The organism is Kitasatospora sp. NPDC058190, from assembly GCF_042883685.1.
In the GTDB taxonomy this organism is placed as follows: Bacteria; Actinomycetota; Actinomycetes; order Streptomycetales; family Streptomycetaceae; genus Kitasatospora.
Map to the genome: position 1 here is coordinate 1 of NZ_JBHVVI010000130.1, position 23,542 is coordinate 23,542.

Consider the following 23,542-nt stretch of genomic DNA (forward strand, 5'->3'; position numbering starts at 1 on the left):
ACGGGGTGCGGCCCGCAGCCGGGCGGGGTGGTCCTGGGCCGCTCCCGGGGCGGCCCCGCCGAGCCCGTCGCGGGCTCGGGCGGGGACCTGCGCAGGTCCGACTTCCGGGTGCTGGTCGCCGAAGACGTCATGCGCTGGAAGTACGGGAAGCTGGTCGGCAACCTGGCCAACGCCGTCGACGCGCTGTGCGGGCGCCGGCCTGGGGCCGAGACCGGCGAGCTGGCCGCCCGGGCGAGGACCGAGGCCGTCGCGGTGCTGGACCGCTCGGGCATCGACCACGTCGGGGCCGCGGAGCTGGCTGGGCTGCGCCGAGGCGCCGTCGAGGAGCCGCCCGCCGCCGTCGGGGCGGGGCACGGCTCGACCTGGCAGAGCCTCAAGCGCGGCGGCGGGTCTGCCGAGGCCGACTACCTGAACGGGGAGATCGTCCTGCTCGGTCGGACCTGTGGCGTGCCCACGCCGGTGAACGAGGCACTCCAGGCGCTGGTGAACCGCTGGGCACGGGAGCGCCGCGAGCCGGGCAGCCTGGCCCCCGCTGAGCTCGCCGAACTGGTCGCCCGTGCCGGAGCGCCCGCCGAGCGGGCGGTCGCCCGGTAGCACCGGCGGTCCGGGGCGGATGCCGCGTGAAGGGCATGCTCACCGCGCTGGAAGCGCTGACCGACACCGAGTCCTCGTACTCGCGCCAGCCGTCATCGTTGCCGTCCCGGACCACCGTGCACCACTACGGCACATACAGGGCTCTCAAGACAACTGCCGAAGACCCGATCGTTCTCGGCTTGACTGGCGCCTCGCCAGCGCGGTGGCTCCGGCACCGGTGACGGCCAGGGCGACCGGAGGGTGTCCGGCGCGGGTGTGGCCCGGGTAGACCCGGCGCCACCAGTGCACCGTGCGGTCAGCGTGGGCCGACATGCCGCGCGTTGGAGTAATGAACCACTCCTGCGGCTTCCCAGGTCACTTTGTACGGAGGCGGTGACCGGCATGGGCGGCAGGAATGAGGTGGCGAACCGGGTCATGGATCGGAAGAGCGTAGACCGGTCGGAGGGTTTCGGCGAACGGCTGCTCGGCCTGCTGCTGGATCGGGCGAGGCTGATGCCACCGCAGCTGATCGCCCCACTGATCGCGGAGGAGGTGGCCGGGATCGGCGGCCGCGACATCTCCATCTTGCTCCAGGACTACGCGCAGGAGCTGCTGGTGCCGCTGCCGGGCAGGAAACTGCACGTCGGCCAACCCGAGCCGATGACAGACTCCCACGCCGGCCGGGCCTTCCTGAGCGAGGACGTCGTCGAGGTGCCGCAGGCCCATGGCGTCCGGATGTACCTGCCGCTGCTGGACGGCAGCGACCAGGTGGGTGTGATGGCCATGACCCTGGAGACCGTCAGCGACGACGACCGGCGCCTGCTGCGCCGACTCGCTGCCCTGGTGGCCGAAATGCTCGTCACCAAGAACGCCTACACCGACCAGTTCTTCCTGGCCCGGCGCCGGGAGCCGATGAGCGTGTCCGCGGAGATCCAGTGGAGCCTGCTGCCGCCGCTGACGATGTCCGTGCCGCGGGTCGCGGTGGCCGGCATCCTGGAGCCCGCCTACCGCGTCGCCGGCGACAGCTTCGACTACGCCCTCAACGACAACATCCTGCACGCGGCCGTGATCGACGCGATGGGCCACGCCTTGGACGCCGCCGTGATGGCGACCGTCGCCATCGGCGCCTACCGGCATGCCCGGCGCGTGTTCGTCAGCCTGCCCGAGAAGTACGCGTTCATGGACGACGCCATCTCCCGGCAGTTCGGTCCGGACCACTTCGTCACCGCCCAGCTGATGCACGTGAACATCGCCACCGGTGAGATGGAGCTGGTCAACGCGGGCCACCCCGCGCCGCTGCTGATCCGCGACGGCAAGGCCGTGGAGCAGCTGGAGAGCGCGACGACGCTACCCGTCGGCTTCGGCGGCGAGGAGCCCCGTATCAAGGAGCACCAGCTCCAGCCGGACGACCGGGTGCTGTGCTACACCGACGGCATCATCGAAGAGCACGTCACCGGCGGCGAGCCGTTCGGTGAGGAACGCCTCATCCGCTGTATCAACCGTCTGGGAGAAGAGCCGTCACAGGGGATGCGGGCAGATCTGCGCCGGCTCTCCCACACGCTGAAGAGGGAACGAGGCGGGCGCACCAGCGACGACGCCACCCTCTTCATGATCGAATGGCACGGCGGCGCCGCCGACCATCTCACGGTTCCTGGCTGAACGCCTCGACGTCAACCGAATCCGAGTTGGACAGCACCACCCTTCTTCCCAGTCCACTCCCGGCGGGCGTCGTTGAGCCATTCCTTCTGCATCGCGTGCGGCGCGCCCGGGGCGCCGGCGCCCCGGGCGGTGGAGCCGGTCGGCGGTGGCGATGGCAGGATGACGGGATGGTGACGAATCAGCCGTGGGCGGGGTTTCACGGTGACCTGCTGGCAGCGAAGGCATTGGTGTACGACCCGAGCGGTTTCGCCTGTTCGCTGCCGGTGGCCGAACCGGAGAGCACCGAGTACGCGGCTTGCGGATTCACGATCGATGGCCGCTCGGTCCGGTTCCGCGTGGCCAAAACCACCCCGACGAAGGTGGGCCAGTTCGTCACCGTGTGGCAGCGGTCCAAGGAGGGACCGATCCGACCCTTCGACGCCGAAGACGAGGTGGATTTCTTCATCATCAGCAGCCGCGACGACAACGGCTTCGGGCAGTTCGTGTTCCCGCGCGAGGTGCTGTGCGAGCGCGACATCGTCTCCCGCAACGGCTGCGGCGGGAAACGAGGGTTCCGCGTCTACCCGCCGTGGGTGACCACGACCAACCGGCAAGCCCGCAGCACGCAGGCATGGCAGGTGAACTACTTCTTCCATATCGGCCAGGACGGGCCTACCGACATGACACGCGCCCACGCCCTCTACCACCCATAGGTGCCCCTTCGGTCGCAACGTCGCTCTGCTGGTCGTAGCAGCAGCTGTCGGCGTCTCGGCGGGTACTTGACGCTGCCTGCGCGGAGTGCACGCCCACCGCACCGTCGGGGAGAGCACCGACAACGGCGAGCAACTGCTCTCGGCAGCCTGACCAACCGCCAACTGGCCCAACAAACAAGGCCGGGGCGGCGCACACTGTGCGCCGCCCCGGCCATCGTGGTAGCGGGGACAGGATTTGAACCTGCGACCTCTGGGTTATGAGCCCAGCGAGCTACCGAGCTGCTCCACCCCGCGTCGGTGAGATCACCCTACGCGACAACCGCGCCAACACGAAATCGGTTTTCCCGGCGATCCAGGCCCCGCACCCCGGCCCGCCCGCCCGCGGCCGGCGCCGGCTGAGTGCCGAAGAAGGAAATTCACCAGCCGCTGCCCCGCACCGACCCGGGACTCGCCAGGGCGGTCCGGGCCGGCGCGGGCACGCTCACCAGCGCCCCGGAGGCGGAACCCACCACCCGGCGAAACTCCCACCGCAGGTCAGCGTCCGCACGGGGCTGGAGCTCCGGTGAAGGTGGAGAGGGGCCGGGCGACGGCTCGGACCCCTCTCTTCAGTCAGCGGTGCAGCCTGGTCATCTGCAGATGCGGGTCGGCCTTGATCTCGGCCTCGGTGAACCGCTCGGTGACCCAGTGCTTCGTCGAGAACAGCGCGGTCTGGTCGGTGTAGTGCGGCGATTCGGGGTTCACGGACTCGCCGTAGGTGAGCAGGGTGCGGGTGCGCGGACCGTCCAGTGTCAGCTCGGTGGCCATGACGAAGCTGGTCCCGTACGCGTCGGTGGAGTCCGCGGGCCGGACGGCGCCGGTGGTGCCCGAGGCGGGAGAGGCCTCGACGGCGTTGAAGCAGCCCTCGCCCCCGTGGCAGCCGTGCAGCGGGATGCCCGCCCAGCGCTGGACGTCGCCGATGGTGGCGTCCAGCGCCGTCCCGTCCTTCGCGAGCTGCTGCACGGCGTCGGCCAGGGCGTGCTGGGCGGTGACGCTGCCGCCGTTGATGCCGCGCGGGGTGGTGAGCGGCTGGGCCGGGTCGTACGGCACCCGCACGAAGGGGTCCACGTAGTGCTGGAACAGCCCACGGTAGAACCTGTCCCAGAGGACGGCGCCATGACCGTCGGCGTCGTCCCGCATGCTCCACCCGGCCAGCACGTCACAGGCGGCGCCGACGTCGACCGAGCTGCCGTCGGTGGCGGGCAGGACGGGGTTGGCCCGGCACATCGCGACCACGTCGTCCCGGCCGAGCTCCGCGCTGTGGTTGAGGTCGCCGAACATCGTGGCCTGAAGGCTGGGCAGGGAGAAGCCCGGAGCACCGAACCCGTCGCTGCCGTCCCGGCGGGCGGCGATCATTCGGAGCCCGAGCTGGGGGCGCGGTGCCAGCCCGCGGTCGGCGCCGTAGATGCTCGGGTAGCCGGTGAGCGGGGCGTCCGCGTTGGCGAGGTACGGGTTGTTGTTGGAGTTGGCCACGTAGTCGGTCCGCGCCAGCTTGGGGTGGTTGGCCGGGCCGAAGATGCCGGGCACCACCGCGTCCGGGTCGTTGCCCGGGGCACAGGCCGTCGTCGAGCCGTCCAGGACGGTCGGCAGGTCGTGCATCTCGGGCCGCCGGCACTGCTTGAGCTGTTCGTCGGTGACGTGCGGCACGTGGGAGGCGTCGGTGAAGTACGTCTCCCCGGTGGCGTCGGTGTCGACCGTGTAGTTCCACGGGTCACCCTGGTAGGTGTCCACCGCCTGCTTCAGCTCGCCGAGGCTCTGCGCCCGGTCCAGCGCCAGCCGCTGCCCGTGGTGACCGAGGCCAGGCACAGCGCGGCCACCCCGGAGGCCAACCGCTTGATCTTCGAGTGTTGCTGACGTGTCGTGAGTCGCTTGGCATGAACCATGGAACCACCGTGCCGGGGCGGCATCCTCCTGGCATCGGCCCGGCGGCGAAACCTCGCGCGCGACGTCAGCCCGTGGGCTTACGCCCCCGGGCCAATCCGGCACCCGTCACCCCACCGCTCGCCGAGGCCTCCCCGAAGCGCCCGCAGGAAGGCGCGGCGCGAACCGTCTGCGCGGCTTTCGAACGCGAAGCCGTTGACCAGTGCGCCTCCACCCGGCAGCCTCACCGCGTCGCGCGGCTGTGCGGCGATCGACATGGCCTGAAGGTGACGGACCTCGCTGACGAGACGGCCGACTCCGACACCAGCGCGGCGAGCAGCTCGCGCCAGGTCGGCTGCGGGAACTCCTACGTCGGACTCAGTGCTCGGTGGCGGTGTACAGGCCACGGCCGACCCGCTGTGCGCGGGAGGCCTTGACGAGTCGCTCCAGTGCGGTGCGCACGGCGTTGACGGCGTTCGGGGTGTCCTCGCGTCCCAGGGCCAGGGCGACGTCGCGGGCCCGAACCGGTTCACCCGCCGTGGCCAGGAAGTTCGCGATGGCGTCCGTCGCACGGGGTTCCTGCGGGGCTGCGGCGGCCTGCGGGGCCGGCCTCGCCTTGCCGGTCTTCCTCGCCCGGGTGGGCTTGTCCGCCTCGGCTCGCTTCCTGCCGGTGACCGGACGCGCCTTGGTGGCGCCGCGGGTTCGGGCGCGTGGCGCCTTGGCCGCGAGCTGCTCGGCCGGCACGGGGTGCGGCTCCTCGACAGCCTCGGCCGGGGCGGCGGGCGCCGGCTGGAGCAGGGGCGCCGCCGCGAGCGAGCGCAGACTGTCCAACGCGGCCCGCACCGCCTCCAGACGTCCGGTGACAGCACTCAACTCGCTCTCCAGACGCGCCTGCTGCTCCTGGAGCGCGGGAAGTTCGCGTTCCAGCAGGGCGATGGTGGACTCGACGCCGTCACACGTCTCGAATGTGGTGGTCATACCTACCTCGCTCATGGTTTCCGGTCCGACCGCGGCAGGTGCGGTGGCACCCGACACCCACTGACTTTACGGCTTGAACCTGCCGTGGTTGGGCGGAACCGACAGGTCGCAAGCCGAAGGAGGTCAGCAGTGTCGAGACGATCCCGCCCGTTCCCGCCATCGCCGTGGCTCGGCGGCCCAGCAGGTCCTCGGCCCGCGGGTTGGCGGCCAGGATCCGTCCGCGCGCCGAGCAGGAGCAGCCCGGCCGTGCGGCACCGCATCGCCTCCGGGCCCGGCTACAGCCGCTGCTCCGGGCTGGAGGTGGCCGGTGCTCCGATGCCGCCGGTCACCAGCGCGTACGCATGGGCCAGCTCCACCAGAGCACGGTGGTGCTGCCCGCTGTACCGGTCCAGGGCGCGGGTCTCCGCGCTGATCGCCCTCAGCAGCTCGGTGCGCGCTTCGACCTCCGCCGAGATCCCTGGGGTCGAAGACTCGTTCGACGTCATCACGCCTCCTTGCGCAGTCCACCCGGCGGCTCGATGCCAGCCATCGAAGCCGCCCGGACGACTCCATACTGCTCTCGACGAGGGAAAGTGCGTGCGTCGTATTCGTCGGGTTTGTGCGGTCTTCGGCTCTGTCGCACATCCGGTGGTAGCGGAGCGTCACACTGTCTGCGGCAGAGCTGAAAGTGAGAGCTCCGCAGTTCAGCGGCCCGAGTGGCCTCCGGGCGGGATGCCGGCCCGAATATCCGACGTCGGCCAGGCGTGGGCCCGCCGTCCCCGGGCGTCCGATGTGCCAAACGGAGGACGCCCAGGCCCGAGCGCCGGTTTGCATCAGACTGTCACCGAGGGTGAATGCCGGAACGCTCCGTTACCACCGGATGTGCGACAGAACCGATGACGGGACAGAGCCGCTCTTCGTACAGACCCAGATGGTCATCGTTGACGTTGCGTGCGAGATGTCAACGAGCTTGTGGGCGGGGTCCTGTCCCGGGGTGTCGCTGTAGAGGGTCCGGGCGAGCAGAACCATCAGCGGGGCGCTGAGCACCGTGGCCAGGTTGGCGGTGGTGCGGCTGTCCGGCCGGCTGCGCAGTTCGTCCAGGACGGGGTCTCGGCCGGGGCGTGAGCGAAACACCACCCACGCCTCGGCCGACGGCGTCGCGGGCAACCAGACCTGGTCCCCGGCCATGGCGCCGCTGGCGCGCGGCGCCTCGGGCAGTGCGGTGCAGGGCGTGCAGAGCCAACTGGTCGCGCACGGCATCCAGGTGAGCGTGGACGGCGCCTTCGGCCCCGGCACCCAGGCGGGAGTGACGTCCTTCCAGTCCTCGGCCGGGCTGCCGGCTGGCGGCTCATCCGGGCTGTCCCAGTCGGCGGCCTCCGCCAGGAGCGGTTCCACCGCGTGCACCGCGTAGGCGTAGTCCCGCGGCCTGCGGCCGGTGACCCTCGCGGTGCCCTACGGGTTCGGTGGCCACAACGCCGTCCTCACCTTCCGACGCACCGCCTGACCCGCTCGGACGCCTACGCATGGCCCACCGCGCGCCACAGACACCTCAACCGCCCGGACGTTATGGAATGCCACCCGTGACCGACCACAGCGCACCCGACGCACAGATCTTCGCCCAGATCCTGCGGCTCCTTCACGTCGCCGACCCCGTCATCCCGGCCCACACCTACGAAGCCGCGACCGACCAGCACGCCCTGCGCACGGCCAGCCTCGCGGCCGCCGCCTACGGCGCCCTGGCCAGCGAGGCCACACTGGCCGAGATCCAGCTGCTGAACAGCGGCGCGGACCTGGACGAAATCACCGCCAGCCGCGCGACCATACTGCCCGCGATGACCGCCAACCTGCCCACCATCTGGTACTGGCAGGTCTCCCAACTCGCCGGGCAGCTTCGCTACCTCCGTGATGCCACCGAGGGCCAGAACCAGCTGATCAACGCCGCCAGCGACACGGCCCGCGCCCTCATGCTGATTCTCCAGGCCGACCTCGACCAGGACTACCAGCCGGCGACGGCAGCAAGCGCCCTCACCGAGGCCGCCGAGATGCTCGCCCGCGCCCGCACCCAGATCACCAACCCGGACCACGGATAGACGCCTCCGCCCCCGCGCGTGACCCATGGCCTGACACCCAGGCGGGCCGGCGGGCGCGGCCCGTCTGGGCGGACTTAATGCCCCTGGCGGGGCGTTCTCACCGGCCGTCGACCTGCAGCCGGCGACCGGAGCCCGCCCCGGACCGGCCCGTCCGGGGCGGGCGGACTCACCACCCCAGGCCGCGCAGCAGGCCGTCGTGGACGTTGACCTGTGACAGCGTAGTCGGGACGGTTGTCACCGAAGTTGGGAACAGCGCCGGTGTGTGACAGCGAAGTTGGGAAGCACTGGCGCAAGCGGCGCGCCGAGGCCGACAATCGATCGGTGGCCTCGTGGATCCGCGCCGTCGAGCACGAGTTCAACCGGACGGCGTGACCGGCGACCACATGCCGAGCCACTGCTCGGCGCCCCAGGCCTCGAACCGCTCTACCTCAGTGAACCCCAGCCTCGCCGCGAGACGCATCGAGCCGACGTTGGCGGTCTGGGTGGTGAGCACCACCGACTCGCCGGGAAGCGCGCCGGCGAGCCAGCCGAGTGCCGCCGCGCACGCCTCGGCGGCGTACCCGAATCCCCACGCCCGTGGCAGGAACAGGTAGCCGAGATCGGCCTTCCCCGCGGCAGCCGGGCGACGGTGCCCCGTTGCTCTCCTGAGCAGGATCTGGCCGATCATCACCCCGTCGAGCTCAACGACGAAGCTCCCGAGCCACCGCTCGGGCACCCCGGGCATCTCGCGCTCAAGCTCGTCACGCGGCCGGGGGCCGCCGAGGTAGGTGTGCACCTCTGGCGACGCCAGCAGCTCGATGAACGCCGCACGGTCCCGGGCCTCGGGCTCACGGAGCACGAGCCGCTCGGTCCTGATCGGCTCAGGCGGCCAAGCCACGGGTCCAAGCTCAGTCATGACGGGCAACCTACCGCACGCCCGTCGGCAGGAGCCTCAGACGACCGACGAGACCGATCAGTCCCAACTTCGGTGTCACAAACTAGCGTTGTCCCAACTCCGGTGACAATCGTCCCAACTTCGCTGTCACAGATCAGCAGACCCCGGGATCGGGCCACACCCGCAGGTAAGCGCAGTCGGCATCCGCCGGCCGGGACAGTACCGCCTCGGCCCGGGGCAGCGGCAGCACCGTGCCGCCCTCGGAGTACTCGAAGGCCCAGCCCCGTTCCACCACCAGATCCAGCACGGCCTGCCAGTCCGCCGTCGTCGTGTCCTCGACGAACACATCGGGCAGGCAAGCCCCGCCGGACAGATCGAGCAGCCACGCGACGTGATCGTCCCAGAGCAGATCAGCCATGCCGCCATCCTGCCCGGGAACGCCCCCGCGGCCGAGCGATTATTCGCCCCGATGTTCGCCCCGCTGCTGGCCTCGCTATTCGCGCCGCGCGCCCGCCGGCGCCAGCTCGGCGATGATCCGGACGGCGTCCGCGATCTGCCCGTCCGTCAGGTCTCCGCGCGCCGTCAGCCGCAGCCGGCTGACGCCGTCCGGGACGGACGGCGGGCGGAAGCAGCCGACCGCGAGGCCGGCCCGGCGGCAGTCGGCGGCCCAGGCGACGGCGGCCTCGGGGCCGGGGGCGCGGACCGAGACCACGGCGGCGTCCGGCTCGCAGGCTTGCAGCCCGGCGGCGGTCAGGCGGCCGGCGAGGGCGCGGGCGACCTCGCGGGCGCGGTCGGCGCGCTCCGGCTCGGCGCGCAGCAGGCGCAGCGCGGCGAGGGCGGCGCCGGCGGCGGCCGGGGCGAGGCCGGTGTCGAAGATGAAGGTGCGGGCCGTCTCGGTGAGGTGGCGGATCACCCGGCGCGGGCCGAGCACGGCGCCGCCCTGCGAGCCGAGCGACTTGGAGAGGGTGACGGTGGCGACGGTGTCCGGTTGCCCGGCGAGCCCGGCGGCGGCCAGCGCACCGCGCCCGCCGGGGCCGAGGACGCCCAGCCCGTGGGCGTCGTCCACCAGCAGCGCGGCGCCGTGCGCGCGGACGGCCACGGAGAGCCCGCGCAGCGGTGCGGCGTCCCCGTCCACCGAGAACACCGAGTCGGTGACCACCACCGCCCGCCGCTGCGTCCGCCCGGCCAGCACCTCGGCCACCGCCGCCGGGTCGCTGTGCGGGGCCCGGTGGACGTCGGCCCGGGAGAGCCGGCAGCCGTCGATCAGCGAGGCGTGGTTGTAGGCGTCGGAGACGATCAGCGTGTCCGGGTCGGTGAGCGCGGTGAGCGCGGCGAGGTTGGCGGTGTACCCGGAGGAGAACACCAGCGCCGCCTCCGCCCCGCAGAACTCCGCGAGCTCCTCCTCCAGTTCGGTGTGCAGCGCGGTCGTCCCGGTCACCAGCCGCGAGCCCGTCGACCCCCCGCCCCACCGCAGCGCGGCCTCCGCCCCCGCCCGCGTCACCACCGGGTGCCGGGTCAGCCCCAGGTAGTCGTTCCCGGCCAGGTCCAGCACCGGGTCCTCCGCCGCCCGGCTGCGCAGCGTACGGGTCAGCCCGGCGTCGGCGCGCAGTTCGGCGGCCTCGTCGAGCCAGTCGAAGACCTGCGCCGGGGCGAGCCCGGCGGCGGTGTGCGGTGCGGGGGTGAGGGGGAGGGTCATGTCCGGCACTCTGGCACGCCCCGCGAACGGGGATCAATGTGCCACTCGGCACATGATCGGCGCGGCCCACTGGCCGGTCGTGACAACCGGGGCCCGGCCGCCAGCCGCTCGGAGGCTTTGCCCGCGGTGGCGGCGAGCAGGCAAGATAGCCGGGTGACCCTCCTTGATCTGATGCCGAAGCCCGCCACCCCCGACGCGCTGTACGAGACGTTCGCAGCCTGGGCGGAGGAGCGGGGGATCACGCTGTACCCGGCGCAGGAGGAGGCGCTGATCGAGCTGGTGTCCGGGAACAACGTGATCCTGGCGACCCCGACCGGGTCGGGCAAGAGCCTGGTGGCGGCCGGCGCGCACTTCGCGGCGCTGGCGGAGGGGCAGCGGACCTTCTACACCGCGCCGATCAAGGCGCTGGTCTCGGAGAAGTTCTTCGACCTGGTGAAGATGTTCGGCACCGAGCAGGTCGGCATGATGACCGGCGATGCCAGTGTGAACCCGACCGCGCCGATCATCTGCTGCACCGCCGAGGTGCTGGCCCAGATCGCGTTGCGGGACGGTGCGCGGGCGGACATCGGCCAGGTGGTGATGGACGAGTTCCACTTCTACGCCGAGCCGGACCGCGGCTGGGCCTGGCAGATCCCGCTGCTGGAGCTGCCGCAGGCGCAGTTCCTGCTGATGTCGGCGACCCTCGGTGACGTCCGCCGCTTCGAGGAGGACCTGACCCGCCGCACCGGCCGTCCGACCACGGTGGTCCGCAACGCGACCCGCCCGGTGCCGCTGTTCTACGAGTACCGCCGCACCACCATGCACGACACCCTGGAGGAGCTGCTGCAGACCGGCCAGGCGCCGGTCTACGTCGTGCACTTCACGCAGAAGGAGGCGGTGGAGCGGGCCCAGTCGCTGATGAGCATCAACATGTGCTCGAAGGCGGAGAAGGAGGCCATCGCCGACCTGATCGGCAACTTCCGCTTCACCACCAAGTTCGGCCGCAACCTGTCCCGTTACGTGCGCCACGGCATCGGCGTGCACCACGCCGGAATGCTGCCGAAGTACCGTCGACTGGTCGAACGCCTCGCCCAGGCGGGCCTGTTGAAGGTCATCTGCGGTACGGACACGCTCGGCGTCGGCGTCAACGTGCCGATCCGCACGGTGCTGTTCACCGCGCTGTCCAAGTACGACGGCACCCGGGTCCGGATCCTGCGCGCCCGTGAGTTCCACCAGATCGCCGGGCGGGCCGGGCGGGCCGGCTTCGACACCGTCGGCCAGGTGGTCGCGCAGGCGCCCGAGCACGTGATCGAGAACGACAAGGCGATCGCCAAGGCCGGGGACGACCCGAAGAAGAAGCGCAAGGTGGTGCGCAAGAAGGCACCGGAGGGCTTCGTCGGCTGGACCGAGGAGACCTTCGACAAGCTGATCGGCGCCGACCCGGAGCCGCTGGTCTCCCGCTTCAAGGTGAGCCACGCGATGCTGCTGTCGGTGATCGGCCGCCCGGGCAACGCCTTCGAGGCGATGCGCAAGCTCCTCACCGACAACCACGAGGACCGGGCCGCCCAGCGCCGCCACATCCGCACCGCGATCGCCATCTACCGCTCGCTGCTGGAGGGCGGCGTGGTGGAGCGGCTGCCGGAGCCGGACTCCGAGGGCCGGATCGTGCGCCTCACCCTGGACCTCCAGGAGAACTTCGCGCTCAACCAGCCGCTGTCCACCTTCGCGCTGGCCGCCTTCGAGCTGCTCGACCCGACCTCGCCCTCGTACGCGATGGACGTGATCTCGGTGGTCGAGGCGACCCTCGACGACCCGCGCCAGATCCTCGCCGCCCAGCAGAACAAGGCGCGCGGCGAGGCCGTCGGCGAGATGAAGCGGGACGGCATCGAGTACGAGGAGCGGATGGAGCGGCTCCAGGAGATCACCTACCCGAAGCCGCTGGAGGAGCTGCTCACCCACGCCTACGACGTGTACCGCCGGGCGCACCCGTGGATCGGCGACCACCAGCTCCAGCCGAAGTCCGTGGTGCGCGACCTGTACGAGCGGGCCATGACCTTCTCGGACTACGTCGGCTTCTACGAGCTGGCGCGTACCGAGGGCATCGTGCTGCGCTACCTGGCGGGCGCGTTCAAGGCGCTGGAGCAGACCGTCCCCGAGGACGTGAAGACCGACGACCTCAAGGACGTCATCGCCTGGCTCGGCGAGCTGGTCCGCCAGGTCGACTCCAGCCTGCTGGACGAGTGGGAGCAGCTGGCCAACCCGACCGAGCCGCAGGCCGCCGAGGTGCGGCTGGACGACAAGCCGGCGCCGGTCACGGCCAACGCGCGCGCCTTCCGGGTGCTGGTGCGCAACGAGATGTTCCGCCGCGTCGAGCTGTGCGCGCTGGAGCACTACGAGGAGCTCGCCGAGCTGGACGGCGAGTACGGCTGGGACGCGGACCGCTGGGCGGACGCCATGGACGGGTACTGGGAGGAGTACGACGACCTCGGCACCGGCCCGAACGCGCGCGGCCCCAAGATGCTGATCATCGAGGAGGAGGACTCCGCCTGGAAGGTCCGGCAGATCTTCGACGACCCGGAGGGCGACCACGACTGGGGCATCAGCGCCGAGGTCGACCTCTACGGCTCGGACGAGGAGGGCCGCGCGGTGCTGCGGGTGACCGCGGTGGACCGGCTCGGCGGCTGACCGCCCGTCAGGATCGCGGTTGAGTGACCGTCAAAAGGGGCCCGGCGCGAGCGCGCCGGACCCCTTGGCGTTTGTCACATCCAGACAAACGGCTGACCCGCCGCGTAGGACAGCGCCCGGGTGGCATCGTCCAGGTTCGGCTCGCCGCCGGAGGCGGTCGGCGTCGGGGTGGACGGCGCCGGGCTCGAGGAGGCGGTGTCGGCCGGGCGGGCGTCGCCGGGGCGGGAGCTGGTGACGGTCACGTAGTGGCCGACCGCCTCGACCCGGGCCTCGCTGCCCGGCTTGGCGCTGCCGGCGGACGGGGCGGGCGCGAAGTTGGTGTCGGCGAGGATGAAGGCGACCGCGCCGGGCTTGCCGCGCAGGGTGTCGGCGGCCCTGGCGGCGGCGGCCTGATCGGCGAAGCGCAGCAGGGTGACGCTGCTGCGCACCGGGTGGTCGACGCCGGTGAAGCTGACGATCAGGTAGGCCTGGCAGCCGCTGTCCTTGAGCAGCTCCTGGGTACCGTCCTGGAGCACCTCGTCGCACTTCTCGCCCTGCCGGATGCCGCCGCGCCGGGCCTTGTAGCCGGCGGCCTCGACCGTGCGCTGGGCGGGGAACAGGTTGTCGGCGTTGAGGGCCTCGGGGTCGGTGGTCGGCGGCGGGTTGCCCACCACCGGGGGCGTGCGGGCGGAGTCCTTGGCGGAGGGGCCGAGGCCGGGTATGTAGTCGCCGGGCATCGGGCGGGTGATGATCCATCCGCCGGCCGCGACCACGCCCACCATGACGACCCAGCCGACCGCCCGGCGGCCGGTCAGCCGCCGGCCGCGCCTGCTGCGCTCAGTACCGTCGGCGCCCTCGGCGCCCCCGCCGGTCCGCTGTCCTGCCTGGCCGTCCTGGCCTTCTCCCGGAGTCGGGGTGCGCTCCCCCTGCGTGGTCATGGCGCAGATTCTAAGCACCCTCCGGGTGGCCTGGATCACGGGGTCGGGGGTTGTCGATCTTCCTCCGCGGGCCAGCTTCGCTACCCGCCGGTAACCTCTGCCTCCGGCCGCCGTCAAGCGCGTGACCAGCGCCGACACCGTGAGCTTCGACACTGTGGCAATCGGCACATCCTTCCGGAGATCTTCTGGCGGGTTTGCTCTGGCGCGATTCGAGCGCCAACAGGCAGGATCGGCCCCATGGATCTGCTCGATACCCTCACCGCCAAGGGCCTGCGCGGCGAAATCCCCACCCGCGAGGAGGCGCTGGCCGTCCTCGCCACCACCGACGACGAGCTGCTCGACGTGGTCGCCGCGGCCGGCAAGGTGCGCCGCCGCTGGTTCGGCCGCCGGGTCAAGCTCAACTACCTGGTGAACCTCAAGAGCGGACTCTGCCCCGAGGACTGCTCCTACTGCTCCCAGCGGCTGGGGTCCAAGGCCGAGATCCTCAAGTACACCTGGCTCAAGCCGGACCAGGCCGCCGACGCCGCCCGTGCCGGCGTGGCCGGCGGCGCCAAGCGGGTCTGCCTGGTCGCCAGCGGCCGCGGCCCGACGGACCGTGACATCGACCGGGTGACCGACACCATGGCCGCCATCAAGGAGGCCGACCCCGAGGTCGAGATCTGCGTCTGTCTCGGCCTGCTCTCCGACAACCAGGCCGAGCGGCTCAAGGCGGCCGGCGCCGACGCCTACAACCACAACCTCAACACCTCCGAGGGCACCTACGGCGACATCGCCACCACCCACACCTACGCGGACCGGGTGGACACCGTCCAGAAGGCGCACGGCGCCGGCCTGTCCGCCTGCTCCGGCCTGATCGCCGGCATGGGCGAGAGCGACGAGGACCTGGTCGACGTGGTCTTCGCGCTGCGCGAGCTGGGCTCGGACTCCGTCCCGGTCAACTTCCTGATCCCCTTCGAGGGCACCCCGCTGGCCAAGGAGTGGAACCTCACCCCGCAGCGCTGCCTGCGGATCCTCGCGATGGTCCGCTTCGTGAACCCGGACACCGAGGTCCGGATCGCCGGCGGCCGCGAGGTGCACCTGCGCTCGATGCAGCCGCTCGGCCTGCACATCGCCAACTCGATCTTCCTCGGCGACTACCTGACCAGCGAGGGCCAGGCCGGCCAGGCCGACCTCGACATGATCAAGGACGCCGGCTTCGAGGTCGAGGGCGCCGGCGAGGCCACCCTGCCGCGCCACCGCGCCGACATCGCCGAGGCGGCCCAGGCCGGCGGCTCCTGCGGCACCGCGGCCTCGGCCTGCGGCAGCGGCGGCGGCTGCGGCCCGTGCGGCGGGCACGCGCACGCCGCACCGGAGGGCACCACGTCGGAGAGCCCGGCCTCGGAGGACTCGGACGGCGACGAGCTGCGCAGCGACCTGGTCAAGGTCCGCCGCCGCGGCGCCGGCACCGAACTCGCCCCCAACGCCTGACCCTCCGGAGAGATCTCACCATGTCCCAGCTGTCCGCGGACACGCTGCTCGCCCTCGACCGGGCGCACGTCTGGCACCCGTACGGGCCGATGCCCGGCACCGTCACCCCGTACGTGGTCGAATCCGCCTCGGGCGTCAGACTGCGCCTGGCCGAGCCCGTCGCGGGCGGCCGGCGCGAGCTGGTCGACGGGATGTCGTCCTGGTGGGCGGCGATCCACGGCTACCGGCACCCGGTCCTGGACGAGGCGGTGCGCGAGCAGCTGGGACGGATGAGCCACGTGATGTTCGGCGGGCTCACCCACGAGCCCGCCGTCCGGCTGGCGGCGAAGCTGGTCGAGATCACCCCGGAACCGCTGCAGCACGTCTTCCTCGCCGACTCGGGCTCGGTGTCCGTCGAGGTCGCGATGAAGATGTGCCTGCAGTACTGGCAGTCGATCGGCCGCCCGCAGAAGCGCCGCCTGCTCACCTGGCGCGGCGGCTACCACGGCGACACCTTCCACCCGATGTCGGTCTGCGACCCCGACGGCGGGATGCACCACCTGTGGGGCGGAGTGCTCCCCGGGCAGCTCTTCGCCCCGCAGCCGCCGGCCGGCTTCGACGCCCCGCTCGACCCCGAATACGCGCAGCGTTTCGAGGAATTGATGGAGCGTCACGCCGACGAGCTGGCCGCCGTCATCGTCGAGCCGGTGGTCCAGGGCGCGGGCGGGATGCAGTTCCACTCCCCCGCCTACCTGCGGATGCTGCGCGAACTCTGCGACCGCTACGGGGTGTTGCTGGTCTTCGACGAGATCGCCACCGGCTTCGGCCGCAGCGGCGCCCTGTTCGCCGCCGACCACGCCGGGGTCTCCCCGGACGTGATGTGCCTGGGCAAGGCCCTCACCGGCGGCTACCTCACGCTCGCCGCCGCCCTGTGCACCAGCGAGATCGCCGACGGCATCAGCCGCGGCGAGATGCCGGTGCTCGCCCACGGGCCGACCTTCATGGGCAACCCGCTGGCCTGCGCGGCCGCCAACGCCTCGCTGGAGCTGCTGCTCGGGCAGGGCTGGGAGGTCGAGGTCAAGCGCATCGAGACCGGCCTGGTCAACGGCCTCTCGGCCGCACGCTCCCTTCCCGGCGTACAGGACATACGGGTCCAAGGAGCCATCGGCGTCGTGCAGTTGGACCACCCGGTGAACGTCTCGGCGGCGACCGAGGCGGCCGCGCGCGAGGGCGTCTGGCTGCGGCCCTTCCGGGACCTGATCTACACGATGCCCCCGTATGTGACGGAGGACGAGGACGTGGCACGGATCGCTGCCGCCGTGACCGCCGCGGCGGTGGCCGGGTGAGCGCGCGCATCCTGTTCGTGACGGGCACCAACACGGACGTCGGCAAGACCGTCGCCACGGCGGCCGTCGCCTCGGCGGCGCTGCAGGGCGGGCTCAAGGTCGCCGTCCTCAAGCCCGGACAGACGGGCGTGGCGCCCGGCGAGCCCGGTGACGCTGCCGAAGTCCAACGCCTGGCGGGCGGACTGACGGTCCGTGAGCTGGTGCGCTACCCCGAGCCGCTGGCACCCGACACCGCCGCCCGACGGGCCCGGATGCCGTACCTCTCGCCCGCCGAGGTGGTGGCCGAGGTCGCCGAACTCGCGGCCACCCACGACCTGGTGCTGGTCGAGGGCGCGGGCGGCCTGCTGGTCCGCTACGACGATGAGGGCCGGACGTTGGCCGACCAGGCGCGGGCTGTCCTGGACGCGGGCCTCGACGCCGAGGTGCTGCTGATCGCCTCGGCCGGACTCGGCACCCTCAACATCGTCTCGCTCACGGCGGAGGCCCTGGCAGCCCGCGAACTCCCCCTCGCCGGGGTCGTGGTCGGCTCCTGGCCCTTCTCCCCCGGCCTCGCCGACCGGTGCAACCTCGCCGACCTGCCGCGCTCCGCCGGCGCCCCGCTGCTCGGCGCCCTGCCGGAACGGGCGGGCGCGGCCGAGGACTTCGCCGCCCTCGCGGTTGCCTCGCTCGCCCCCGAACTGGGCGGCAGCTGGGACGCGGAGCACTTCGCACACGTCCACCGGCCGGAATAGCGCGCGCTTCGCTCGAAGGAGTGACCCCGGCGCCCGAACCCTGGGTCCGGGCGCTACGGGCTCAATACCGTTCCTTCCATGACAGACGGGCTGACCGTGGACGAGGCCCTGCGGGCCTTGGCCGCCCTGGAGGCGGCGTGGAAGGACGACGACGAGGCGCTGTCCGCCCTTGCGGCGGGCGGTGCCGATGAGCGGCCGCTGCCGGCGCTGGTCGCCGCGTACGGCGAGCACGCGATGGACACCCTGATGGCCCTGGCCTTCGGCCTGCGGTCCAGCATGAGCGACGAGGAGATCGCCGAGCTGTCGGACGCCGTCAGCGCCAACATCGGCGCCCGGATGAGCGCCCTGGTCACTCAGACCCTCAAGGCCTGGGGCACCGTCGCCGCCCCGGACGACCTGAAGGTCACCAAGGTCATCGCCCACACCGTGATCGACGCGATGCGGGCCGTCACCGAGGACCCCAGCAAGACCGAAGTCCTGCCCCTGCTGGCGACCTTCCGCAGCTACGCCCTCAACGACGACTGAGGGACCGGGAATTCGGCGCGGGCTTCGAGCGTGCTCGAAGCCCGCGCCGTCTCGTAGCCTCCGCGTGCGACCACCTCGCAGAGCGTCACCCACTCAGGCGATTTTCGTCGACATATCCTTGGCGCACGGCCTTTCTCTGCATGCAAATTTATCTCGCTGCGCCGGCCGCCGGGCACCGACATCGACCAACTGCGGCCCCTTGTCTGGCCCCACGCGAGATCCACCCGGACATCACCGATCGAAGCGAGGACGTAGCGGTGTCCCCGGCCCGGCCCTCGTCGGCGTGCCGTCAGCGGCGGGCGGCGCGGCGGCGGCCGACGTAGACCACTGCGGCGCCGGCGGCGAGCAGTGCTGCGGCGCCGACCGCGGTGGCGGTCAGGGCGCCGTCGTCGGCTCCAGTGGCGGCCAGTGTCGGTGCGGGCGCGACCGGGGCCTGGGGCGAGTGCGAGGGGGTCGGGGACGGTACCGGGGCGGGGCTGATGGTGGCCGTCGGCGTCGTCGCCCCGGTCGGGACCGGGATCGGGACGACGGGCGGGATCGGGGCGGCGGTGGCGGAAGTGGGGGTGGGCGTCGGGGTGGTGGTCGTGGGGCTGGCGGTGGGCTTGGGCGTGCAGGCCGTTCCGCCGTTCCAAGAGGCGATCATCAGCCCGGAGAACGGCTCGTCCGGGTAGTGCGGCAGCGGGTGGTCGCTGTCGCTGCCGTCGTACTTCTCACCGACTGCATAGAGGGCCAACTCGCCGTAGCACTGGGGAAGATGGGCGGCGATGTCGAGCGTGGCCCGGTAGTGGTCGCGGGTGAGCGTGATGGTCGCCCAACCGAGGAAGGACTGGTGGCCGGAGGTGGCCCAGGTCGCTCCCTGCGTCGCGTACGAGCCCAGCGAGACGTGATATTCGCAGCCCGCGGTCGGCTCGCCGGCCAGCCGGACCTCGACGGTGCCGGATTCGGCGGGCATCGTCGGGTCGGCCGTCCAGCGCGTGCCGCCGTCGATGGAGTACTGGACCGGTCCTCGCCCGCAGTCGGTCCCGGCGTGGGCGGCGGGTGCGGCGAGGAGGGCAACTCCGGCGGTGAGGCCGAGTGCCGCGAGTGTGGGCAGGCCGCGGCGGAGTCGTGCGTGCATGAGGATGTGCTCCTGATCGGGTGGTTCTGGAAGGGTGTGGGGTTCAGGGAGGGTTCACAGGGCCGCGGGTGCGGGGGCGGCGACGCCCTCCGCTGCGACTGGCTGCTCCGTGTGGCCGTCGCCCTCGATGTCGACGTGGGGCAGCAGGCGGTCGAGCCAGCCGGGCAGCCACCAGTTGCCGTCACCGAGCAGGACCATGGTGGAGGGGACGAGCAGGCCGCGGACGATGGTCGCGTCGAGTGCGACGGCGCTCGCCAGGCCGATGCCGAACATCTTGACGACGGGGTCGTCGGAGAGCAGGTAGCTGAGGAAGACCGCGACCATGATCAGGGCTGCCGAGCTGATGATCCGTCCGGTGCCGGCGAGTCCCGCTACCACCGCACGGCGGTTGTCGCCGGAGCGCAGGTAGCCCTCGCGCACGGCGCTGAGCAGGAACACCTCGTAGTCCATCGACAGACCGAAGAGCACCGCGAACATCAGCAGCGGCACGTAGCCCGGGATCGGTACGGCACCGTCCAGGCCGATCAGCCGGGCGCCCCAGCCGTGTTGGAAGACCGCAGTGAGCACGCCGTAAGCGGCGGCGACCGAAACCAGGTTCATCACGGCGGCCTTCAGCGCGACGATCGGTGAGCGGAAGGCGAGCAGTAGGAGCAGGCCCGCGACGGTCAGGACGAAGCCGACGACGAGCGGCATGCGGTGCGTGATCCGCGCGTTGAGGTCGGCCTGGGAGGCCGGGGTGCCGCCGACGTGCACCGTCTGGCCGGTGCCGGTGGTGGCGGCGGGCAGGACGTCCGAGCGGAGGCGGCGGACGAGTGTGGTGGTGGCGGGGTCGGAGGGGGCGGTGGTGGGGGTGACCTGCCAGCGGACGGTACGGCCGTCGGCCGCGACCGCGGGCGGGCTGACGGCGGCGACGCCCTCGCCTCCGCGCAGCGCGGTGGTCACGGCCGCGAGGCGCGGGTCGCTGGTCCCCGCGCTCGCCTGCGCGGGCGTGGGCAGGACGTCGACGACCTGGAGCACTCCGTTGGAGCCCGGGCCGAACGCGGCCGCCATCCGGTCGTACGCGGTGCGGCTCATGGTGCCCGCGGCCTTGCTGCCGGCGTCGAGTTGGCCGAGGTGAAGACGGGCCGCGGGGGCGGCGAGGGCGCCGAGCAGGGCGAGGCCGGCCAGCAGCAGAGGCCACGGCTTGGCCGCGACCAGCGCGGCGACCCTGCCCCACCCGCGCGGGCGTCCGTCGGCGGCGGGAGCGGCGGGCTCGGGGGTCAGCCGATTTCCCAGCAGGACGAGGAGCGCGGGCAGCAGGGTGAGGTTGATGCCCAGGGCCGCCACCACGGAGATCGCGGGCGCGAGGGCCAGGGCGTAGAGCAGCGGGAGGCCGCCGAGGGCCAGTCCGGCCAGGGCCGCGACGACGGCGCTACCGGCGAAGGCGACGGACTTGCCGGAGCCGGCGGTGGTGCGCACGGCCGCCTCCTCGATCCCGACTCCGGCGGCGCGCAGTTCCCGGAAGCGGGTGAGCCCGAAGAGGGTGTAGTCGATGCCGACGCCCAGTCCGATCATGGCGGCGATGGTCTCGCCGGCCTCGGGCACGTCCATCAGATGGCCGACCAGGCCGAGGACGGGCAGGGCGATGCCGAGGCCGATCACTCCGGCTAGCAGCGGGAGCCCGGCGGCGACGAGGCTGCCGAAGGTGAGGGCGAGGATCACCAGGGCAGCGCCGAGACCGATGGCCTCGCTGCGGCCGGCGCTGCCCTTGTCGACGGCCGCGGCGAGGTATCCGCCCGGGGTGACCTCGATGCCGGCGGCGGTGGCCGGTGCCGCCGCGGCCAGGACGGCGTCGGTCATCTCGGGCGTCACCTCCCGCCCGGTGACGTCGAGCTCGACGGAGAGGTAGGCGGTATGGCCGTCGGCGCTCATGGCCGCGGCGCCGGCCAGGTCGTAGGGCGTGGTGACGGCGACCACGTGGGGCACCGCGGCGATGGCGGTGGCCGCGTTGCGCACGGCCGCCGCGGTGTCGGTGGCGGTGAGCGGGGCAGTGGCGGCGGCGGTGTGCAGCAGGACGGGCTGCTTGCCGGAGGCCGAGCCGGGGAACGCGCTGTCGCCGATGTCCCGGGCGGCCTGGCTGTCGCTGCCGGGGATGGAGACCGCCTCGCTGGTGACGCGGCCGAACAGGCCGACGGCCGTGAGCGCGGCGGTCAGCAGGAGCAACCAGACCGCGACCACGCGCTTGGGTCTGCGGGCGCACCAGCGCCCCACAGTGGTGAACATCTGCGGCGAACAGCCCTCTCGTACACAGTGGGACGGCGAAGCCCCCCGAAAACTCATTGCACTCAGCGTGCAATGCGTAGACTTGCACTCGTGGTGCAAGAATGTCAACGAGAGGGCGGAGGAGCCCACGTGAAGCGGACCGAAGCCGCCGGACCCGCCACTGACGGACGCACGGAGCGCGGACGGCAGACCCGAGAGAAGATCGCCGACGCGATGCTGTCGCTGCTCGACGAGGGCCAGGCCCACTTCCCCGCCGACAAGGTGGCCGAGCGGGCGGGAGTCTCCCGCCGGCTGGTGTTCCACCACTTCGCGGACATGGCCGAACTGGCCGAAGTCGCCGTCAACCGGCGCCTGGAGCAGTTGGCGGCCCAGATCCTGCCCGTCCCCACCGAGGGGCCGCGCGACCTGCGGGTGGCGGCCGTCGCGGAGCAGCGCGCCCGCATCCTGGAGGGCGTCACCCCCGCCCGGCTCGCGATCATGCGCCTGGAGAACCCGTCCCCCCGGGTCCAGGAGGCCGTCCAGCAGATGCTGGACTTCGCCCGCCTGAGGCTCTCCCAGATCTTCGCCCTGGAACTCGACCCCCTGCCCGAGTCGACTCGGACGGACCTGCTCAACGGCCTGGACGCAGTGACCACGTGGAGCGCCTGGCACCACTGGCGCAGCTCCGGGCTGAGCATCGAGGAGGCCCGGCACACCATGGCCGCGACCGTGCACGCGCTCCTCGCCGCAGCCGGCCGGGTGACGGCCGACCGTCCCGACTGAGCCCCGACCGGACCGTCCAGTGCGAGGGTTATGAACTGCTTGGGATTGATGTCGTTTTGGTGCGCATAAGTGTCCACGAGTGCGTTTTTGATCGTGGCCTGTTGGGTGGATGGGACGAATGTCAGTGGTGTGTGTGAGGGTGGTGGCACTGACCGGGAGGGGGATGACGTGACCAAGCCGAAGAAGAGGCTCCGGCAGATCGACGCACCGTTCGTTTCCCTTGGCCCGTCGGGTGTGACGGTCCGCGACCGTCTCAAGGGCCTCACTCCCGAGGACGAGAAGGTGCTGCGACTGGTCGGCAAGCATATGGGGGCTCTGGCATCGAAGGACCTGAAGGCGCGTTGCGCGGATGGCCTGGAGCACGGCAACGAGACGTGGGCCGCGCGCAAGCGTGACCTGACCGTGGAGTCCTCGTCGCGCTGGGCCGGTTCGATCACGAAGGCGACACACGACCAGTGGGCGCTGTCGCGTCGCGGACAGGCCGCACACCTGGACTCGTTGGACGCGGGCATCCGAATGCTGCGCCACCGGCTGTCGCTGCCGGTCGGGGGGAAGGGCACCAAACGCGCACCCGGCGGCTACCGTTCCACGCACGAGTGGTTCGTCAAGTCCCGTCGGCTCGCGGCGCTGGAGGAGCGGTACTCGGCGGCCCGGGCCGATGGTGAGGCAGGTCGCGTGCATGTGGTGCGCGGTGGGCGGAAGCTGCTGAACACCCGGCACCACCTGGCGGCGGCGGACCTGACCGAGGCCCAGTGGCGAGAACGCTGGGAGGCGTCCCGCTGGTTTCTGTCCGCCGACGGCGAGTCGGGCAAGCGCTACGGGAACGAGACGATCCGGGTCACCCCGCAGGGCGAGGTGTCGATCAAGCTGCCCGCGCCGCTGGCTGCGTATGCCAACGCCAGGAACGGCAGGTACGTCCTTTCCGCGAAGGTGGCGTTCGCGCACCGGGGCAGCGAATGGCGTGACCGCATCGAAGGCAACCGGGCAGTGGCGTACCGGATCCACCTGGACGCGGACCGGGGGCGCTGGTACCTGGACGCCTCCTGGACCCGGCCCGTGGTACGGACGATGCCCTTGGAGGCTGCCCGCGCAGCCGGGATGGTCGGGGTGGACACCAACGCTGACCACTTCGCGGCCTGGCACCTCGATGCGCACGGCAACCCGGTCGGCGACCCCCACCAGTTCCGCTACGACCTGGCCGGCATCGCCACCCACCGCGACGCCCAGATCCGCCACGCCATCACCCGGCTCCTCCACTGGGCCAAGCGGTGCGGCGAGGCCGCGATCGGCCTGGAGAACCTGGACTTCACCGCCGAGACCACCCGCGAGAAACAC

21 protein-coding genes and 1 tRNA gene are annotated in these 23,542 nt (G+C 71.9%); 12 read left to right on the plus strand and 10 right to left on the minus strand.

The features are described 5' to 3' along the window. From ACFVWU_RS37590 to ACFVWU_RS37600, 3 genes are all read left to right on the plus strand, one after another. A partial coding sequence (locus tag ACFVWU_RS37590; protein WP_387629452.1) for a ketopantoate reductase family protein occupies nucleotides 1–594 on the plus strand: 594 nt, incomplete at its 5' end. A gap of 414 nt (nucleotides 595–1,008) precedes the next feature. Beyond that, a complete protein-coding gene (locus tag ACFVWU_RS37595) occupies nucleotides 1,009–2,232 on the plus strand; it encodes a PP2C family protein-serine/threonine phosphatase (protein ID WP_387629455.1) in 1,224 nt (407 codons plus the stop codon). A gap of 167 nt (nucleotides 2,233–2,399) precedes the next feature. After that, complete coding sequence (locus ACFVWU_RS37600) at nucleotides 2,400–2,924, plus strand: MepB family protein (protein ID WP_387629458.1); 525 nt, start codon at nucleotides 2,400–2,402, stop codon at nucleotides 2,922–2,924. 217 nt (nucleotides 2,925–3,141) lie between these two features. Here the strand turns inward: ACFVWU_RS37600 and ACFVWU_RS37605 are convergent. The 4 genes from ACFVWU_RS37605 to ACFVWU_RS37620 all read right to left on the minus strand — a co-directional run bounded on the left by ACFVWU_RS37605 (nucleotide 3,142) and on the right by ACFVWU_RS37620 (nucleotide 6,283). Then, nucleotides 3,142–3,218 (minus strand) — tRNA-Met (locus tag ACFVWU_RS37605). Between the two features lie 315 nt (nucleotides 3,219–3,533). Further along, nucleotides 3,534–4,766: a penicillin acylase family protein gene (locus ACFVWU_RS37610; protein ID WP_387629460.1), complete on the minus strand. Its 1,233-nt coding sequence runs from the start codon at nucleotides 4,764–4,766 to the stop codon at nucleotides 3,534–3,536. A 432-nt stretch (nucleotides 4,767–5,198) separates the two neighbouring features. Further along, nucleotides 5,199–5,798, minus strand: coding sequence for a hypothetical protein (locus ACFVWU_RS37615; RefSeq protein WP_387629462.1), 600 nt, complete (start codon nucleotides 5,796–5,798; stop codon nucleotides 5,199–5,201). Between the two features lie 275 nt (nucleotides 5,799–6,073). Further along, a complete protein-coding gene (locus ACFVWU_RS37620) occupies nucleotides 6,074–6,283 on the minus strand; it encodes a hypothetical protein (RefSeq protein WP_387629465.1) in 210 nt (69 codons plus the stop codon). Between the two features lie 680 nt (nucleotides 6,284–6,963). On the opposite strand from ACFVWU_RS37620, the gene ACFVWU_RS37625 reads away from it, so the two are divergent. Together ACFVWU_RS37625 and ACFVWU_RS37630 are read left to right on the plus strand one after the other, a co-directional pair. Continuing rightward, entirely contained in the window at nucleotides 6,964–7,188 is a 225-nt protein-coding gene (locus ACFVWU_RS37625) for a peptidoglycan-binding protein (protein ID WP_387629495.1), read from the plus strand. Nucleotides 7,189–7,357: 169 nt separating this feature from the next. Then, nucleotides 7,358–7,867, plus strand: coding sequence for a hypothetical protein (locus tag ACFVWU_RS37630; RefSeq protein ID WP_387629467.1), 510 nt, complete (start codon nucleotides 7,358–7,360; stop codon nucleotides 7,865–7,867). Between the two features lie 355 nt (nucleotides 7,868–8,222). On the opposite strand, the gene ACFVWU_RS37635 is transcribed toward ACFVWU_RS37630, so the two are convergent. The 3 genes from ACFVWU_RS37635 to ACFVWU_RS37645 all read right to left on the minus strand — a co-directional run bounded on the left by ACFVWU_RS37635 (nucleotide 8,223) and on the right by ACFVWU_RS37645 (nucleotide 10,437). Then, complete coding sequence (locus ACFVWU_RS37635) at nucleotides 8,223–8,762, minus strand: GNAT family N-acetyltransferase (RefSeq protein ID WP_387629469.1); 540 nt, start codon at nucleotides 8,760–8,762, stop codon at nucleotides 8,223–8,225. A gap of 133 nt (nucleotides 8,763–8,895) precedes the next feature. Next, nucleotides 8,896–9,159: a hypothetical protein gene (locus tag ACFVWU_RS37640; protein ID WP_387629471.1), complete on the minus strand. Its 264-nt coding sequence runs from the start codon at nucleotides 9,157–9,159 to the stop codon at nucleotides 8,896–8,898. 75 nt (nucleotides 9,160–9,234) lie between these two features. Beyond that, nucleotides 9,235–10,437 (minus strand): 8-amino-7-oxononanoate synthase, encoded by a 1,203-nt coding sequence (locus tag ACFVWU_RS37645; protein WP_387629473.1) that lies wholly within the window; start codon nucleotides 10,435–10,437, stop codon nucleotides 9,235–9,237. Between the two features lie 171 nt (nucleotides 10,438–10,608). Here ACFVWU_RS37645 and ACFVWU_RS37650 point away from each other — a divergent pair, with 171 nt between their 5' ends. Next, on the plus strand, nucleotides 10,609–13,101 hold the full coding sequence (locus ACFVWU_RS37650; RefSeq protein WP_387629497.1) for a DEAD/DEAH box helicase: 2,493 nt from the start codon (nucleotides 10,609–10,611) through the stop codon (nucleotides 13,099–13,101). A 74-nt stretch (nucleotides 13,102–13,175) separates the two neighbouring features. On the opposite strand, the gene ACFVWU_RS37655 is transcribed toward ACFVWU_RS37650, so the two are convergent. Continuing rightward, on the minus strand, nucleotides 13,176–14,018 hold the full coding sequence (locus ACFVWU_RS37655; protein ID WP_387629474.1) for a hypothetical protein: 843 nt from the start codon (nucleotides 14,016–14,018) through the stop codon (nucleotides 13,176–13,178). Nucleotides 14,019–14,255: 237 nt separating this feature from the next. On the opposite strand from ACFVWU_RS37655, the gene bioB reads away from it, so the two are divergent. The 4 genes from bioB (at nucleotide 14,256) to ACFVWU_RS37675 (ending at nucleotide 18,066) form a co-directional block, all read left to right on the plus strand. After that, nucleotides 14,256–15,485, plus strand: coding sequence for a biotin synthase BioB (gene bioB, locus ACFVWU_RS37660; protein WP_387629476.1), 1,230 nt, complete (start codon nucleotides 14,256–14,258; stop codon nucleotides 15,483–15,485). A gap of 20 nt (nucleotides 15,486–15,505) precedes the next feature. Beyond that, nucleotides 15,506–16,810: an adenosylmethionine--8-amino-7-oxononanoate transaminase gene (locus tag ACFVWU_RS37665; RefSeq protein ID WP_387629478.1), complete on the plus strand. Its 1,305-nt coding sequence runs from the start codon at nucleotides 15,506–15,508 to the stop codon at nucleotides 16,808–16,810. Continuing rightward, the gene (gene bioD / locus ACFVWU_RS37670) at nucleotides 16,807–17,541 is read left to right on the plus strand and encodes a dethiobiotin synthase (protein ID WP_387629481.1); all 735 of its coding nucleotides are present in this window, start codon (nucleotides 16,807–16,809) and stop codon (nucleotides 17,539–17,541) included. Before ACFVWU_RS37665 ends, bioD begins: the two co-directional genes overlap by 4 nt. A gap of 78 nt (nucleotides 17,542–17,619) precedes the next feature. Then, nucleotides 17,620–18,066 carry a hypothetical protein gene (locus tag ACFVWU_RS37675; RefSeq protein WP_387629484.1) on the plus strand — a complete coding sequence of 149 codons (447 nt, stop codon included), beginning with the start codon at nucleotides 17,620–17,622 and terminating at the stop codon, nucleotides 18,064–18,066. 289 nt (nucleotides 18,067–18,355) lie between these two features. Here the strand turns inward: ACFVWU_RS37675 and ACFVWU_RS37680 are convergent, their stop codons facing one another. Together ACFVWU_RS37680 and ACFVWU_RS37685 are read right to left on the minus strand one after the other, a co-directional pair. Continuing rightward, nucleotides 18,356–19,183, minus strand: a complete 828-nt coding sequence (locus ACFVWU_RS37680) for an LPXTG cell wall anchor domain-containing protein (RefSeq protein WP_387629487.1) — start codon at nucleotides 19,181–19,183, stop codon at nucleotides 18,356–18,358. Between the two features lie 54 nt (nucleotides 19,184–19,237). After that, nucleotides 19,238–21,445: an MMPL family transporter gene (locus tag ACFVWU_RS37685; protein ID WP_387629489.1), complete on the minus strand. Its 2,208-nt coding sequence runs from the start codon at nucleotides 21,443–21,445 to the stop codon at nucleotides 19,238–19,240. Between the two features lie 129 nt (nucleotides 21,446–21,574). On the opposite strand from ACFVWU_RS37685, the gene ACFVWU_RS37690 reads away from it, so the two are divergent. Together ACFVWU_RS37690 and ACFVWU_RS37695 are read left to right on the plus strand one after the other, a co-directional pair. After that, nucleotides 21,575–22,207: a TetR/AcrR family transcriptional regulator gene (locus ACFVWU_RS37690; protein WP_387629492.1), complete on the plus strand. Its 633-nt coding sequence runs from the start codon at nucleotides 21,575–21,577 to the stop codon at nucleotides 22,205–22,207. 168 nt (nucleotides 22,208–22,375) lie between these two features. Beyond that, the coding region (locus tag ACFVWU_RS37695) for an IS200/IS605 family accessory protein TnpB-related protein (RefSeq protein WP_387629499.1) at nucleotides 22,376–23,542 on the plus strand (1,167 nt) is incomplete at its 3' end.